12 protein-coding genes are annotated in these 16,791 nt (G+C 55.5%); 1 reads left to right on the top strand and 11 read right to left on the bottom strand.

Going from position 1 to position 16,791, the window contains the following annotated elements; all coding sequences use genetic code 11:
* Positions 1-266: 266 nt before the first annotated feature.
* The 6 genes from WH279_RS11490 to WH279_RS11515 form a co-directional block, all read right to left on the bottom strand.
* Positions 267-1,673, bottom strand: coding sequence for an efflux transporter outer membrane subunit (locus WH279_RS11490; RefSeq protein WP_339456669.1), 1,407 nt, complete (start codon positions 1,671-1,673; stop codon positions 267-269).
* Complete coding sequence (locus WH279_RS11495; protein WP_339456671.1) at positions 1,663-4,791, bottom strand: efflux RND transporter permease subunit; 3,129 nt, start codon at positions 4,789-4,791, stop codon at positions 1,663-1,665. Before WH279_RS11495 ends, WH279_RS11490 begins: the two co-directional genes overlap by 11 nt.
* 13 nt (positions 4,792-4,804) lie before the next feature.
* Entirely contained in the window at positions 4,805-5,935 is a 1,131-nt protein-coding gene (locus WH279_RS11500) for an efflux RND transporter periplasmic adaptor subunit (RefSeq protein WP_339456673.1), read from the bottom strand.
* A gap of 200 nt (positions 5,936-6,135) precedes the next feature.
* Positions 6,136-6,324 carry a toxin-antitoxin system HicB family antitoxin gene (locus WH279_RS11505; protein ID WP_133846096.1) on the bottom strand — a complete coding sequence of 63 codons (189 nt, stop codon included), beginning with the start codon at positions 6,322-6,324 and terminating at the stop codon, positions 6,136-6,138.
* Positions 6,325-6,583: 259 nt separating this feature from the next.
* Entirely contained in the window at positions 6,584-8,299 is a 1,716-nt protein-coding gene (locus tag WH279_RS11510; RefSeq protein WP_200643162.1) for a penicillin-binding transpeptidase domain-containing protein, read from the bottom strand.
* Between the two features lie 399 nt (positions 8,300-8,698).
* Entirely contained in the window at positions 8,699-10,972 is a 2,274-nt protein-coding gene (locus tag WH279_RS11515) for a molybdopterin guanine dinucleotide-containing S/N-oxide reductase (protein WP_339456674.1), read from the bottom strand.
* Positions 10,973-11,165: 193 nt separating this feature from the next.
* Here WH279_RS11515 and galR point away from each other — a divergent pair, with 193 nt between their 5' ends.
* Positions 11,166-12,167, top strand: a complete 1,002-nt coding sequence (gene galR, locus WH279_RS11520) for an HTH-type transcriptional regulator GalR (protein ID WP_339456675.1) — start codon at positions 11,166-11,168, stop codon at positions 12,165-12,167.
* Between the two features lie 163 nt (positions 12,168-12,330).
* On the opposite strand, the gene WH279_RS11525 is transcribed toward galR, so the two are convergent.
* From WH279_RS11525 to WH279_RS11545, 5 genes are read right to left on the bottom strand one after another with little or no spacing between them, the layout of a single operon-like run.
* Entirely contained in the window at positions 12,331-12,786 is a 456-nt protein-coding gene (locus WH279_RS11525) for a GNAT family N-acetyltransferase (RefSeq protein WP_339456716.1), read from the bottom strand.
* A 2-nt stretch (positions 12,787-12,788) separates the two neighbouring features.
* On the bottom strand, positions 12,789-13,562 hold the full coding sequence (locus WH279_RS11530; protein ID WP_339456676.1) for an FCD domain-containing protein: 774 nt from the start codon (positions 13,560-13,562) through the stop codon (positions 12,789-12,791).
* A gap of 40 nt (positions 13,563-13,602) precedes the next feature.
* A complete protein-coding gene (locus WH279_RS11535; RefSeq protein WP_133846102.1) occupies positions 13,603-13,920 on the bottom strand; it encodes a PTS sugar transporter subunit IIB in 318 nt (105 codons plus the stop codon).
* Between the two features lie 10 nt (positions 13,921-13,930).
* Positions 13,931-15,358 carry a glycoside hydrolase family 1 protein gene (locus tag WH279_RS11540; RefSeq protein WP_200643158.1) on the bottom strand — a complete coding sequence of 476 codons (1,428 nt, stop codon included), beginning with the start codon at positions 15,356-15,358 and terminating at the stop codon, positions 13,931-13,933.
* A gap of 9 nt (positions 15,359-15,367) precedes the next feature.
* Positions 15,368-16,702 carry a PTS sugar transporter subunit IIC gene (locus tag WH279_RS11545; protein WP_133846103.1) on the bottom strand — a complete coding sequence of 445 codons (1,335 nt, stop codon included), beginning with the start codon at positions 16,700-16,702 and terminating at the stop codon, positions 15,368-15,370.
* Positions 16,703-16,791: the final 89 nt, after the last annotated feature.

The following is a 16,791-nucleotide window of genomic DNA, read 5'->3' on the forward strand; positions in this document are numbered from 1 at the left end:
AACACGCCGGTAATCACCGCCGCGACAGAAATTTAATGTGGGCCAGGCGTGCCTGGCCCCTACGTTAACACTGCATCATACGCAGGGGTCAGGTATGCCTGGCCCCTGCGCTAACACCGCATCATGCGTAGGGGTCAGGCACGCCTGACCCACAAAACCATCAACCGTTGTTGATAGTAATTCCTATTATCATCTATTTAACTGCTGAAATTCTATCCTCACCGCGTAAGAATTTCGTAATAAGTAAAAGATTTCATCTCATTTCTTCACGATTTCCATCCCCCTCCCAGTGCTTTATAAAGTGTAATCTGCTGGTTTAGCTGCCCGAGACGGGTGGTAATCAATAACTGCTGCACGCCATACAGCGAGCGCTGTGCCACCAGTACATTCAGATAATTGTCCACACCTTCACGGTAGCGCACGTTAGCAAAATCGAAGTTACGCTGGTTCGCGATTTCATCTAACTGGCGGGCTTTCAACTCATCCTGGTAGGTTTCCTGGCCCGCCAGGGCATCCCCCACCTCTTTAAATGCCGTCTGGATCGTCTTCTCATAATCCGCAATTTCAATGCGTTTTTGCAGTTTGGCGATATCCAGATTGGCCGAGTTCACCCCGCCATCGAAGATGGGCAAATTGATACTGGGCCCAAATGACCACGCGGCCGTGCCACCCGACAGCAGATGGCTAAAGGCCGCAGAGGTGGAACCTCCCGCCGCCGTCAGTGAAATGCTGGGGAAGAACGCAGCACGTGCCGCACCGATGTTGGCATTCGCCGCCTTTAACGTGTGTTCAGCGGCGATAATATCCGGGCGATGCGTCAGCAGGTCGGAAGGCAACCCGGCTGGCGTGACCGGGAAATTCCAGGCTTTCTGCAAACGGGCGCCCGCCAGCAGACCGGCGGGCAGATCGCTACCCACCAGTAGCCTCAGTGCATTAACATCCTGGCGTACCTGGCGGCTGTAGGTCGCAATATCCGCCTGCGCCGCACGTACCGCGGTTTCAGCCTGCACCAGGTCCTGTTCGCTGGCCACCCCACCGTCATAGCTGCGTTTCGTCAGATCCCAGGAGTCCTGCTGACTTTTTGCCGTATCCTGCGCCAGTTTCAGCAGATCATTATCGGAACACAGCGACAGATAGCCAGAGGCCACTTCAGCAATCAGGGTGATCTGCGTCGCCCTTTGTGTGGCCGCGCTGGCCAGCCAGGCTTCCAGTGCCTGATCGCGCAGACTTTGCAAACGACCAAAGAAGTCCAGTTCCCAGGCGGTAACGCCCAGGCTGGTATTCAGCTGGTGATACGTCACCGGTCCGCTGCTCTGCGTGCTGTAGAGATTACCCGGGAGATGTGTGGCGCTATCGCTGGCATTGAAATCAAGCGATGGCATCAGGGCGGCGCGATCAACTTGCACCTGAGAACGCGCCACCTCCACATTCAGCGCCGCCACGCGCAGGTCACGGTTATTGGTCAGCGCACTGGCGATCAGCCTGTGCATGACCGGATCGGTAAAGAAGTTCTGCCAGCGGATGTCCGCGCCATCGCCACGCAACGCCGCCCCCTGACTCTCGTAATGCGCCGCAACGGGTAAAGCCGGGCGATGATAGTCTGGGGCCATAGTACACCCCGTGAGGATCATCGTCAGAGGCAAGATCCCCTGAGAGAAAGACTTACGCATCATGTTCTTCAACCTCAGTTTTCACTTTTTTCTTCGTGGAAAAACGCTGGGCAACCACAACGTAAAACATCGGCACGAAGAAAATGGCCAGGAAGGTGGCGGTGATCATCCCGCCGACGACGGCAGTCCCGATCGAGTGCTGGCTTCCTGCACCGGCACCATGAGACATCGTCAACGGCAGCACGCCGAGCACAAAGGCCATTGAGGTCATAATGATTGGCCGGATACGCAGTTTCGCCGCCTCAATTGCTGACTCCACCAGTCCTTTCCCCTGATTTTCATGCAGATCTTTGGCAAACTCGACAATCAGAATGGCGTTTTTGGCGGCAAGCCCAATGGTCGTCAGCAGCCCCACCTGGAAGAAGACGTCATTTTCCAGGCCTCGCATCAACACCGCAAGAATGGTGCCTAACACGCCCATGGGTACCACCATCAGCACCGAGAATGGGATCGACCAGCTCTCATACAGTGCAGCCAGGCAGAGAAAGACCATCAGAATGGAAATGGTATACAGCGCCGGGGTCTGCGAACCGGACATCTGCTCCTCGTAGGACAACCCATGCCAGCCAACACGGAACCCTTTGGGCAGTTTGGCGGCAATCTCGTTGACGGCTTTTACCGCATCACCCGAGCTATACCCAGGCGCAGGCGAGCCCATAATCTCCACCGACGAGGCACCGTTAAAGCGCTCATAGCGCGGTGAACCGTATTCCCACTTGCCACTCCCGAAGGCGGAATAAGGCACCATGTCACCACGGGCATTACGGAAGTACCATTTGTCGAGGTCTTCCGGTGCCACACGCGACCCCGCGTTACCCTGCACGTAAACCTTCTTAACGCGGGCGTTATAGATAAACTGGTTCACGTAGTTCGAGCCCCAGGCCGTGGAGAGCGTATCGTTAACCTCTTCCAGGCTGAGGCCCAGCGCCCGCGCGCGTTCATCATCAATAATCAGATGATATTGCGGCTCATCCTCCATCCCGTTCGGACGGGTAGCGAACAGGCGCTTGTCTTTCGCTGCCATCGACAGGAATTGATTACGTGCGGCCATCAGTGCAGCGTGCCCCTGGTTATTGACGTCCTGCAGGAAGAAGTCGAAGCCGGTCGCATTCCCCAGTTCCATAACGGCTGGCGGTACCAGAGCAAACACTTTGGCATCTTTAAGCGTGGCGAAGTGCGCCATCGTGCGGGCAGCCAGTTTCTTCACCGACTGATCGCTGTTGCGCTGGTCCCAGGGTTTCAACAGCACAAAGGACATGCCGACATTTTCCCCACGCCCGGCAAAACTGAAACCATTCGGCGAGAAGACCGATTTAACCTCAGGTTCGTTCTTCAGCAACCAGCCACCAATGTCATTCAGCACCTCCTGGGTGCGTCCACTGGAGGCATTGGCGGGCAGCGTCACCTGCACCATCATCACCCCCTGATCCTCATCCGGCAGGAATGAGGTGGGTACGCGGGTAAACAGATAACCTGTTGCGGCGATAATGGCCACGTAGATCACCAGGAACAGCTTTCGTTTGGAAATAACGCGACTCACGCCGCGGGTGTAATAAAGCGTCCCGGTGTCGAATTTACGGTTAAACCAGCCCGCCATCCCGGTGGTTTTATGCTCGGCAGAGGTCGCTTTCAGCAGCGTGGCGCACAGTGCGGGGGTGAAAATCATCGCCATCAGCACCGAGAGCGCCATCGCAGAGACAATGGTGATTGAGAACTGACGGTAGATAACCCCGGTGGAACCACTGAAGAAGGCCATCGGCAGCAGCACCGCTGACAGCACCAGCGCAATCCCCAGGAGCGCCCCTTGAATCTGCTGCATGGACTTAATCGTGGCGGCTTTCGGATCCAGCCCTTCGTCGTGCATCACACGTTCGACGTTTTCCACCACCACGATAGCGTCATCCACCAACAGCCCGATGGCCAGCACCATTCCAAACATCGTGAGAATATTGATGGTGTAACCGCAGGCAGCAAGAATACCGAATGTGCCCAGCAGCACCACCGGAACCACCATCGTGGTAATCAGCGTGGCACGCAGGTTTTGCAGGAACACAAGCATCACCATGAAGACCAGCACAATCGCTTCGATCAGCGTTTTCACCACCTCCTCAATCGAGGCACTGACAACGGGTGCTGTATCGTACGGGAAATTGACTTTCACCCCTTCCGGCAGGAAAGGTTTAATGCCATCAACGGTATGTCGCACGCTGTTGATCGCATCCAGCACGTTACCGCCGCTGGCAAGGCGCAGTGCAATACCAACCGACGGTTCACCGTTAAAAGTGGAGGAAATGCTGTAATCCTGTGGGCCAAGATCGATACCGCCCACGTCACGCAGGCGCACCTGTGAACCATCAGCATTGACCTTCAACAGAATGTTTTTGAACTGCTCCACTGACTGCAGACGGGTTTTCCCGACGATAGTCGCACTGAATCTTGCGCCCGGCACCGTCGGTAATCCGGCGAGTTTACCACTGGAAACCTGCACGTTCTGCTGGCTGATCGCCGTAGTGATATCGCTGGGAACCAGCTGGTATTTATACAGTTTTTCCGGGTCGAGCCAGATACGCATTCCGTACTCGGCCCCCATCACCATAAAATCCCCCACGCCGTTGCTGCGCGCAATCGGGTCCTGTAATTTCGACACCATCAGGTCAGCGAGATCGCCATTACTCAGCTTGGGATTACTCGACGTCAGCCCGACCACCAGCATAAAGTTGGCCTGGTACTTACGGATATTGATTCCCTGATTCACCACTTCGGTCGGCAATTGTGATTCAGCCAGCGACACTTTGTTCTGCACCTGCACCTGGGCAATATCCGGGTCTGTGCCCTGATTAAAGGTGACGATGATTGACGCACTGCCGTCACTGTTACTTTGTGATTCGATATAACGCAGGTTATCCAACCCGTTCAACTGCTGTTCAATGACCTGCACCACGGTATTTTGCGTCGTTTCTGCGCTCGCACCCGGATAGGCCACCTGCACCGAAATCGCCGGAGGGGCAATATTCGGGTACTGATTGATAGGCAGAATGAGAATCGACAGCCCCCCCACCAGCATCACCACGATAGCGATCACCCAGGCAAAAATAGGTCGTTCAATAAAAAATTTAGACATCAGGGTTTCCTTGCTACTGCGCCGATGCGTCGGTGGTCGTCAGATTGACTGTCGAGGCGTTCGATGACCCGTTCGTGCTGGCAGTGGTGGTCACCCGCGTTCCGGCCTGCACGGTCTGCAGCCCATTCACGACCACCCGATCGCCCGATTTCAGCCCGGAACTCACCAACCATTTGTGACCGATCATCTGGCCGGTGGTGATCGACTGCTCCTTGATGCGATTGTCCGCATCCACAAGGTAGACATAAGGCCGCCCTTTGCTGTCATGCATGATCGATTCCTGCGGCACCAGAATGCCCTGTTCGGCGATCCCCTGCGGGAAACTGGCGTGGACAAACATGCCAGGCAACAGTTCACGCTGCGGATTGGAGAAAACGGCACGCAACGTGACGCTGCCGGTGCTTTCATCCACCGTCACTTCCGAGAACTCCAGCCGCCCCTCTTGTGGATAGGGAGAACCATCCTCCAGCGTCAGTTTTACCGCCGCAGCATTCTTTCCCACTTTTTTTAACAGCCCTTCCGCCAGTGCACGGCGCTGCGCAAGGAGATCAAGTGAAGAGGCACTGACATCGACATAAATGGGATCAAGCTGCTGGATCAGACTCATGTAACTGCTTTGCCCATTGGTCACCAGCGCCCCTTCGGTCGACAGTGAACGCCCGATATGACCGGAAATGGGTGCCCGCACCTGGGTGTAATTGAGGTTAACGCGTGCCGTTTCGACATCGGCTTTCGCTTCACGCGCCGTGGCTACCGCATCATCGTAGGTCTGTTGGCTGATGGCATGCGCAGCGGCCAGCGGTCTGTAGCGCGCAGCCACTTTGTCCGCGTTTATCAAGGTCGCCAGTGCCTTGTCGTAGGAGGCCTGGTAACTGGCGGGGTCTATCTGATATAGCGATTGTCCCGCTTTCACTTCGTTTCCCTCCGTGAACAGGCGTTTACGTACAATACCGCTGACCTGGGGGCGCACTTCTGCCGTGCGGATGGCCGTGGTTCGGCCCGGTAACTGTTTAAACAACGTGACAGGCTCACTGTGTAAAGTGCTGATACCGACCTGAACGGACGTGTCTTGGGGCGGGGTCGTGGTCTGGTCGCAGGCGGCCAGCAAAAAAAGCAAACTCGCGGGAAGAATCCTTAAGCGCATGGTGAAGTCTCAATTAGATAGCTTTAAATTAATAACGAGAGTGATTACTCTCATAAAAAAGAGGCATGATAGAGGGTGCAAAAATCTGGCTGTGTTAAGTTTCCGCTAAGTTCTTTATCGACACGCGACGAGTTAGATTCTCGTGCCGCATCGGGTTGGCGGATGCTGATAGCTGTTGCCTCCTGCAATCAATGCCCGGGTTAGCCCAGAGGCTCTACTCCCCTCCTCCTGAGTTCACGCCGCGCCAGGTCCTTCAGCCAGCAGGCGAGCGTCACATTGTCATTGTCGGTGATCATTCTCAACTGATCGTGCAGCTGAGGGTGGATGCGTAGCTGAAAGGCGGCTGAACGACCGCCAGTTTTTGGCGTCCTGTCTTTAAGTTTCGGCATTTATCGGTTCCTGAAGGTCATAAACGCCCCCTGCAGCGCTACCAACACCTCAGGGGGCTGACACGACACAATGGAATGCATTACTGCATCGTGGTGTCCCACCTTAGCCCTTTGCCCTGTGCTTATTTTGTCGATTCGTGTATCTGCCACATAAAAGTTGTCAGTAAAAGAAACCAACAGGATAAAATGATGAAAAAGGGATTGAAGGGGTAAAAAAAACCCACGCAAAGGCGTGGGCTGGCGGTGTGACTCTGAGGGATCAGCCCGGATGGTAAATCGCATCCGGGGCGATATTCATATGCTTCAGTACCGGGCCAATAATGTTGCCGAATACCGGAGCGGCGACCGAGCCACCGAAGTGATCGCCCGCCGTCGGATGGTTGATCATAATCACCAGCGCCACCTGAGGGTCACTGGCGGGTGCCACTCCGGCGGTGTAGTTGATATAGCCACCATCATATTTGCCGCTGTCGCCCATCTTTTCTGCCGTACCGGTTTTGATGGCCAGACGATAGCCCGGCACTGCAGCACGCACCCCGCTGCCGCCCGGTAAGGCATCACTCTCCATCATATGCACCACGGCACGCACCGTGTTTTCATCTGCCACACGGCGGCCCGCCACAGGCGGGCTGACCTTCGTGATGGACAGTGGCCGATAAACACCAAAGGAACCCAGCGTGGCGTATTCTCGCGCAATCTGCAGTGGCGTCACGCGCAGACCGTAGCCAAACGAGAAGGTCGCACGTTCGATATCCGCCCAGCGCTCACGGTGCAGCGGGAAGTAGCCCACACTTTCCCCGGTCAGACCTAATCCGGTCGGCTTACCCAGACCAAACGCGTGGTAGGTATTCACCAGCACTTCTGCCGGCATCGCCAGGGCAATGTGCGACACGCCAATATCACTGGATTTTTGCAGAATGCCGGTCATGGTGAGGCGCGGCCAGTGGCCAACGTCGCGGATCAGGTGGCCATTGACACGATAAGGCGTGGTATCCAGTACCGAATCCGGGCGCACCAGTTTACGCGCCAGCCCTTCCATCACCACCAGCGGTTTCACCGTTGATCCGGGTTCAAAGCTGTCATTGATGGCCGTGTTGCGCATCTGCGCAGGTGAGACATCAACAAAGTTGTTGGGATTAAAGGACGGATAGGACGCCATGCCGAGGATCTCCCCGGTATCGATTTTCACCAACACCGCCGCACCCGAGTCCGCTTTATTCAGGAGCACCCCATCACGCAGTTTGCTGTAGAGGGTGTACTGATCAAATTTATCAATACTGAGCTGCACGGTAGGAGGCTGCTGTGGCGGTTCATAGTTGATCATCGCAACGATATTGCCACTGGCATCCTGACGGTATTTTTCCACGCCGGGTGTGCCCTGCAGTAGCTTATCAAAGCCCTTTTCCAGCCCGGTCAGCCCGGCATTATCCGCCCCAACAATACCGAGCAGAGGGGCCGTTGCCTCACTCATCGGGTAGTAACGACTGTCGTCGTAAACCGTAGTGATCCCGGTCAGATGCAGCTTGACGATATCTTTGGCAATCCCTAATTCAATTTTGCGCCCGAGGTAGAGAAAGCGGCGTTTCGGGTTGGCATTAATCTGCGCGGCAAGTTGCTCAGGGCGTTGCTCCAGCGCATTGGCAAGATACTGCCACTTGGGGCTGGTAAAGTCAGGGTGCCCTTCCAGCACACGTTGTGGGTCGGCAATCACATCGCGTGAAGGCACGCTTAACGCCAGCGCTTCGCCATTACGATCCAGCAGCGTTCCCCGGTTAGTCGGCAGGGTGACGGTACGCAATGAGCGTTCATCGGCCTGTTTTTCCAGCATCGGATGGTTGATCAGCTGTAAATCGGCCACACTCGCCAGCAGAAAGACCAGGCAAGCGAATACCCCCAGACAGACCACCCGAAAACGCACAGGGTTGAACGTGGGTGCAGGCTGAGATTTCGCCGAGTTTCGTTTAAACGGGGGCATGTAGGTTCCGGTACGGGCTGGGAGATAACTTGCTGGCAGTTATACAAAAAATGGTGTGGAGATGACAGGGAAACAGTGTTTCAGATCGTGAGTGAAACAGCCGGAGAACAGCCTGAAGCGCCTTTAAAAAAGAAAATAAAAATCAGACAGTTAAAATAAAAAACCCGAAAAAATGGCAAAAAAAACCTGCGCATCTGCGCAGGTTGGTGAAACAAAGCGTTAAAAACTTTTTGATGTTCACCCATCAATACCTCTGGGACTTGAACTGTAGCAACCCTGCACGTTAAGCCGCTACTCAGGAATCGCAACAGTTACCCGCAAAATGTAACCAGCTATGTGATTTGTAGGGTTTTATGCATGTCTCCCACAGAACGGCACACCTGGCTCACGGTGAAATGGTCAGGCAGTGACATCCGCTTTTCTGATCTCCACCAGGCAGCTCATAGCATTCGGCCCCTGCGTCAGGGACGAGGTACCAATATCCAACGTCAGCACGTTTGGATTCCCGGCTTGATCGTAAGGTTTCCAGGCTTTACCGAAACCGGGATTAAACCATGCACCGGTGGCAATCAGCACCACCTGCGGGCTCACGCCGTCGCTGATGCGCACACCCGCCTGCATGATGCCACGATCGTTACTGACCTCAATCACATCGCCATTGCTAATACCCCGCGCTGCAGCATCCTGTGGATGCATCAACAAGGTTTCACGTCCGGCCGTTTTATTCGCCTGTACCGATGGCGTGGCGTCCATCTGGCTGTGCAGACGGTCATGGGGCTGAATGGAAATCATATGCAGCGGGAAACGCTGGCCAATCGGCGCACCCAGCCACTCCTGCGGCGGCTGCCACTCCGGGTGTGGCCCAAAGTCTGGCAGCTGATATGCGGCAATGGTTTCTGAGAACAGCTCGATCTTACCGCTGGCGGTTTTAATCGGGTGAGCAACCGGATCGCGGCGGAAATCGTCCATAAATACCCAGTCCTTCTCAGAAGGCGGGATTTCCACATGCCCTTGCTGCCAGAAGGTGTCGAACTCCGGGAAATCAATGCCTTTGCCATGATGCGCCACCGCGCACTGCTGGTAGAGATGCTCTATCCACTGGCGTTCGTTACGGTTTTCCGTAAAGGTATCGCGATAGCCCAGACGCTCAGCGATGTCAGCAAAAATATCAATGTCGTTACGTGCCTGATGCTGCGGATTAATCGCCTGGTGCATCGCCAGCACAAAGCGGTCTTTTGACGATCCACCAATATCATTGCGCTCCAGCGAGGTTGTCACCGGCAGGACGATATCGGCCATCTGTGCTGCGGGCGTCCAGACAATATCCTGCACAATCACCGTGTCCGGGCGCTGCCAGCCTTCCACCAGACGATTAAGCTGCTGATGATGATGGAACGGATTTCCGCCGGCCCAGTGAACCAGATGAATATCAGGATAGGTATGCGTTTGTCCCTGGAAGGTATATTCCGTGCCGGGGTTAAGCAACATATCGCTGATACGCGCCACCGGGATCGCCAGATCGGCAATCGGATTGAATCCGGCAGACATCAGCGGCGATGGCCCTTCCGTTCGCGGGTTGCCTACGCTGTTCATCGAACCGTGGCCAAACGAGAATCCGGCGCCCGGCAGCCCCGGCTGACCCAGCATGGACGAGAGCGCAATCATCATCCAGTAAGGCTGTTCGCCACGATGCGCCCGCTGCACGGAATAAGAGCAGGTAATAAAGCTGCGTTTACCGCACAGCTGTTTTGCCAGCAGAGCAATACGTGCCGCCGGAATGCCGGTGATCTCGCTGGCCCACTGCGGTGTTTTCGCCTGGCCGTCGCTCTCACCCAGCAGGTAAGCACGCAGCTGCGGGTACCCCACGCAGTGGGATTGCAGGAAGGCGTTATCGACGGCTCCCAGACGTTCAATTTCATAGCCCAGCGCCAGCATCAGGGCCACGTCCGTATTCGGGCGGATAGGGATCCACTCGGCGTTAACAAACGCCGGGCAGTCATCGCGCATTGGGCTGATATTCACCACCGGGGTGCCTTTCGCCGCCAGTTGAAGCAATGCTGGCTTCAGGCTGTGCTCCCCTGCGCCCCCCGAAGCCACCTGGCTGTTTTTCAGCGCCAGCCCGCCAAAAGCGATAAAAATCTCACAGTGTGAAACCACGCTCGGCCAGTCGGTCACGCGCCCGGTGAGCGGCATGTAGGTGCCAATCACATACGGCAGGAAGAACTGCGCCGCGCCCCAGCTGTAGTTGCCCTGCTGGTCGATGCCGCCACCGCCCAGATTATAGAAACGTCGGACCAGAGTGCGCGCATGGTTAACGCGTCCGGCAGAGGACCAGCCGTAAGAACCGTTAAAGATGCCGCTGGCACCGTAACGATCGCGCACGCGGCGATTCTCTTCGGCCACCAGGTCCAGCGCGGTGTCCCAGTCCACTTCAACAAAATCTTCACGTCCGCGCAGGGTGCGGTCGCTCTTTTCACGGGATGCCAGCCACGACCGACGTACCATCGGTTTACGGATACGTTTATCGGAGTAGACCAGTTCGGGGATGCTGTTGAGCATCGGTGACGGATCCTGATCAGCGAAAAAAGGCTCACAGCGGAGCAGTTTCCCGTCTTCAACTACGGCGCTAAAGGCACCCCAGTGGGCAAGATGTGGCACTTTTTTAATCGTCATGACAGGATCGACTCAGCAGGTATTTTTCTGGAAACTCAGAATATCATTTTTCATCCTGCAGCGGCACAGGCCGTTTATCGATCGGCTTTGCGATGGCTGCGACATTCTGCGCGGTGTTGCAGGCTTGCAGTCACTGGCGCTTTCCGCAACACTAATGACAATGTAAACGCTTACCCAGGAAGGCATTTAACGAATGGCTACGATAAAGGATGTTGCCAGGCTCGCGGGCGTTTCGGTGGCAACCGTGTCGCGTGTGATTAATCACTCCCCTAAAGCCAGTGAAAGTTCGCGCCTGGCCGTAACCAGCGCGATGGAGTCCTTACAGTACCACCCGAACGCCAATGCACGGGCGCTGGCTCAGCAGTCGACGGAAACCATCGGCCTGGTGGTCGGGGATGTTTCTGACCCGTTTTTCGGTGCAATGGTCAAAGCGGTAGATTCTGTGGCCTGGGAGACCGGTAATTTTTTGCTGATTGGTAACGGTTACCATAATGAGCAGAAAGAACGTCAGGCGATTGAGCAACTGATGCGTCACCGCTGCGCGGCGCTGGTGGTTCATGCCAAGCAGGTTCCTGATGCCGAGCTGGTGCCGTTGATGAAGCAGATCCCAGGGATGGTGCTGTTGAACCGCGTGCTAGCGGGTTTTGAAACCCGCTGTATTGCACTGGATGACCGTTACGGCTCCTGGCTGGCAACGCGCTATCTGATCCAGCAGGGGCACACCAACATTGCCTATATTTGCTCAACGCATTCCATTTCTGACGCTACCGACCGCCTGCAAGGTTATTACGATGCGTTGAAAGAGCACAACTTACCCTGTAATGACCGTCTGGTGGCCTTCGGCGAACCGGATGAAGTGGGCGGTGAACAGGCGATGACGGAACTGCTCGGCCAGGGAAAAACCTTCAGTGCCGTAGCCTGTTATAACGATTCGATGGCGGCGGGTGCGTTGGCGGTGCTGAGTGACAATGGCGTGCGGGTGCCGGAAGAGATGTCGCTGATTGGTTTTGATGACGTGCTGGTTTCACGCTATGTGCGGCCGCGTCTGACCACGGTGCGCTATCCGATTGTGACGATGGCACAGCAGGCAGCGGAACTGGCACTGGCCCTGGCTCACAATCAGCCACTGCCGGAGATTACGAATCTGTTCAGCCCGACGCTGGTGAGGCGTCATTCGGTCGGAGCACCGCAGTAAACAGGGACGAGGCATGCCTCGCCCCTACGGGTACGTCCATCGATGACGTAGGGGTTGGGCATGCCCGACCCGGTGTACATCCACCGATGACGTAGGGGTTGGGCATGCCCGACCCGGTGTACATCCACCGATGATGTAGGAGTTGGGCATGCCCGACCCGGTTTTATTTCAACGCCTTATGATACAACCGCACCGCCGTCGCCGGATAATCCAACGCATCGCCCATATACTGCCAGCCAAAACGCTCGTAATAGTCCGCACAGGCCGAATAGAGATACAGATTCGCATCACCGCGTTGATGACAACAGTCGATCACCGCCTGCTGGAGCTGTTCGCTTAAACCCCGCCCCCGGTAACTTTCATCGACGTACAGCGCCGCCAGCCAGGGAAACAGATCCTGGCGACTGATCAGATCGCAGCGCCATAATCCCACGGTACCCACCGGACGATCGCCGTCCAGCGCCACAAAGGTCAGCGGCAGATCGGCACCGCGCAAACTGCTGTCGATCACACTGGCAAAAAAGTCGCGGCTGTTATCGCTACCAAATGCCCGCCACTGCCAGTCGATAATCGTCTCGCGGTGTTCCGGCACGGTTGTTAACGGCACAATGCGCAGCAAACTCACACCAGCTTCCCCTGGAAAATCGGCACGGACTCAAACAGATAGCCGTCAAAGTCGGGTGCATCAGCATCCGACAATTCCAGCAGACTGTGTTTCACGTTTTCCAGGTGCTGCCACATCGCCTGCCACGATCCCATCACATCACGACGGCGCAGCGCGGCGAGGATGGTCTGATGATCGCCCAGCCATTTCAGCCGGTAGCTGCGGGTTTCAATATGGCTGCGCAGCTGCTGCCACAGTGGGCTGCTCTCATGATGACGCCAGATGCTGTTGACGGTATCCAGCAGCATCTGATTCTGAGTGGCCCCGGCCAGCAACAGATGGAACAGCTTGTCATTGTCCTGACTTTTATCGTCGAGGGCGATGGCGCGCTGCTCCTGCTCCAGGGTGCGTTTTAGGTTTTCAATATCGGCTTTGGTCGCCATTTTCGCCGCAAATGCGGCGATATTACTCTCCAGCAGCTGGCGCGCCTGAAACATCTCAAACGGCCCGACGTCGCTGCGGAAAAACGCCTCCTCTTCGTCACTGCTTTCCGACGGGATGCGCATCACATAAACGCCGGAGCTTTGGCGAATATCCACCGTTCCTTCCAGCTCCAGCATCAATAGCGCTTCACGCACAATGGTGCGGCTGACGCCCCAGGTTTCCGCAATATTGCGTTCAGGCGGCAGACGAGAGCCAACAGGGTAGTGGCCATCGATGATTTGCTGCCGCAGATCGTGCCCGATTTCCTGATACTGCTTTTTTTCCTGCGCAGGCGCACCTTTGTCCACAGAGCTTCACCTTTTAAATCATTATGACCATCAATGACGCCTAGCTTACCAAAGCCAGCGCCTGATCGAGTACTTTTGCGCCGTTAAGGGTGCCATAAGCCACCGAATCAATCACCGCAATCGGAATATTGTGGCTGTCGGTAAGTTTGCGGTTCTCTTCAAGCTTAAAGCGCACCTGCGGCCCCAGCAGCACCACCGCCACTTCGCCGGGGTAGTTTTCCAGCTCGTCACGCAGATTCTGCTCCGGGATCGCATAGATTTGGTATGCCAGTCCACGGGCAGCGGCTTCTTTTTCCATTCGCGTCACCACCATTGAGGTGGACATGCCTGCTGCGCAGGCCAGTACGATACGTTGCATGGGTAACTCCTTATTTGGCTTCATCATCCAGGGTGACAGAGAGCTGGCGCTGTTCGCTGACCTGTTGATACCAGTGAGCGGATTTTTTCATCCGGCGTTGGCGCTGGCAATCCAGGTCGATTTCAATCAGTCCGTAGCGGTTTTTGAAGGCATTCATCGGGGAAACATTGTCGGTGAAGGCCCACAGCATATAGCCCAGGCAGTTCATTCCGGCGGCGTTTGCCCGCACGGCCTGGTAAAGGTGTTCGGTGATAAAGGCGATGCGGTAGTCATCCTGAATCTCGCCATCAGCATTTTTGAAGCGTGCTTCGTTCTCAATCCCCATACCGTTTTCAGCGATAAACCACGGGAAGTTGTCGTAGTCATTCTTCATACGCAAGGCCATATCCCAGACGATGGCGGGCTGAATCTCCCAACCGCGCGAGGTGTTCATACGCCGCCCCGGCAGTTCGAAATGCTCGTAGTAAAATGCCGGGTGGAATGGGGTTTCCGGGTGCCAGGCACGTGATGGCGCTTTCACGCGGTGCGGGTAATAGAGATTGATGCCGACTTCATCCACGCGGTTGGCGGAGATAATCGCCAGCTCCTGCGCGTTGTAATCCCATTTCACCTGATGTTTTTCCAGCAACTGAACCAGCTCCGCCGGGTATTCGCCTTTGATGGCCGGGTCAAGGAAGACGCGGTTGTAGAACAGATCGTACATTTCCGCCGCTTTTACATCATGCGCCGCACTGGAACGCGGGTACGTCACTTCCGGGTTCAGGATGGTGCCAACCGTACCCTCATAACCTTTCTCACGGAACAGCTGCACCACTTTCGCCGTGGCGAGATTTTTATGGTGGTTCCACTGCATCCATTTGTCAGTGTTCTGCTCGTATGGCCAGCGCAGCGCATCCAGATAGACCCGCGTTTGCACCACAATCGGCTCGTTAAAGGTAAACCAGCGCGTCACCTTGTGGGCGTAGCGTGCAAACACCTGCTCTGCGTAACGGACAAACAGCTCCACCACATGCTTTGAACCCCAGCCGCCGTGCTGCTCCAGCAGGGCAGCTGGCAGCTCGTAGTGTTCCAGGCACAGCATCGGCTGAATGCCGTTTGCCAGCAGCTCATCGATCAGGTTGTCGTAATACGCGGCATACTCTTCATCGACGACAGCATTTTCATAATCAGTCAGAAAGCGCGACCAGTTAATCGAAGTGCGGTAGTGCGTCAGCCCCGAGGCTTTCATCAAGGCGACATCTTCTTTATAGCGATTGATAAAGTCGGTGGCGATCGCCGGGCCGTAACCGTTGTGCCAGACATGACGATCGTTCTGATACCAGGCATCGAGGTAAGAGTCCTGCCCCGCTTTCTTGCCACTCCAGCCTTCGGTTTGCCACGCGGAAGCGGCGGCCCCGAGAATAAAATCGGCCGGGATAGTGACGTTGATTGTGCTCATCATAGCTCCTTAGTGTTTCGCGAGTTCAGGCTGTAACGCGCGGGCTTCAGCGGCCTCTGCACGGCGCGCAGCGATTTTGACAAACGGCAGATAGACCAAAATGGAGACGATAATGCAGACGATTTGCGTCACCACAGCCCCCATCGATCCGGCGGTAGAGAGCCAGGCATTGATGATCGGCGGCGTGGTCCAGGGCACCATCACTACCGCTTTCCCGGCAAACCCAGTGACCGTGGCGAAGTAACCTATCGATCCGGTGATCAGCGGCGTGATAATGAACGGGATGGCGAGGATCGGGTTGAGCATAATCGGCATGCCGAAGATCACCGGTTCGTTAATGTTAAACAGGCCAGGACCGAATGACAGCTTGGCGATTTCCCGCATCTCTTTGCGTTTGGTTGCCAGCATCACCGCCGTCAGTAAGCCGATCGTCAGTCCGGAGCCGCCGATGCTCATATACACATCCCAGAACGGCATGGTGATGATATTCGGTGCTTCAATGCCCTGCTCAAAGGCGTTCATATTGACCAGGATCGCCCCCAGCAGCAGCGGTTCGCGGATCGGTTTCACCATCTGATTACCGTGAATACCGATCACCCAGAACAGCTGGGCAACAAACATCAATAGCAGAATACCCCACAGGCTCTGCACTACCGATTCCAGCGGTTCCTGCACAATTTTGTACACCGCGTCATACAGATACATGCCGGTGAAACGGTGGAAGATAAAACCAAACGTGGCGATGGCGGAGACGGTAATAATCGATGGGATCAGCGCCGAGAACGAAGCTGCCACATTCGGTGGTACCGTGTCCGGCATTTTGATTTTTAGCCGATCGATATTTTCCAGTCGGCAATAGATCTCGACGGAGAGAATGGCAATAAACATGCCGAGGAACAGACTCTTGGTATCCGAGAACTGTTTCGCCAGCACGTCAGTGACCACCTGCAACTGGCCATTGACCATCATGCTTAATGTCGTTGGCGTGACGGCGATAAAACAGATAATCGCCAGCAGACCTGGGAACAGGGTTTTGATGCCGTTGATTTTTCCCAGTTCAATACCGATCAGGAACACCGCACCGATATTCAGAAAACTGAGCGTCGCGTAGTTAATACTGGAAGTAATAGGTTTGAGTTCAGCAAGGAACGACAGCGCCTCAAAGCTCGCCAGCCCGTTCTTGCCATCCAGCACCATATTGGAAATCAGCACCGAAAAAGCACCGACAATAATCACCGGCATCAGGGTAATAAACGAGGCCTTGATCGCCATGATGTAGCGGTAGCTGTTGAATTTTGTGGCAAAACTCCCCAGCGAGTCGATTAGCCGATCCTGTAGAGACATGTATAAATCCTCGAGGTAAGGGGTCAGGCATCCCGGCACTGGTATTTGTTGAACTTCCGTTGTTGTGGCATACCAAAAATAAACAATTA

Origin of the sequence: Erwinia sp. MYb375 (assembly GCF_037479175.1) — a bacterium.
GTDB lineage: Bacteria > Pseudomonadota > Gammaproteobacteria > Enterobacterales > Enterobacteriaceae > Erwinia > Erwinia rhapontici.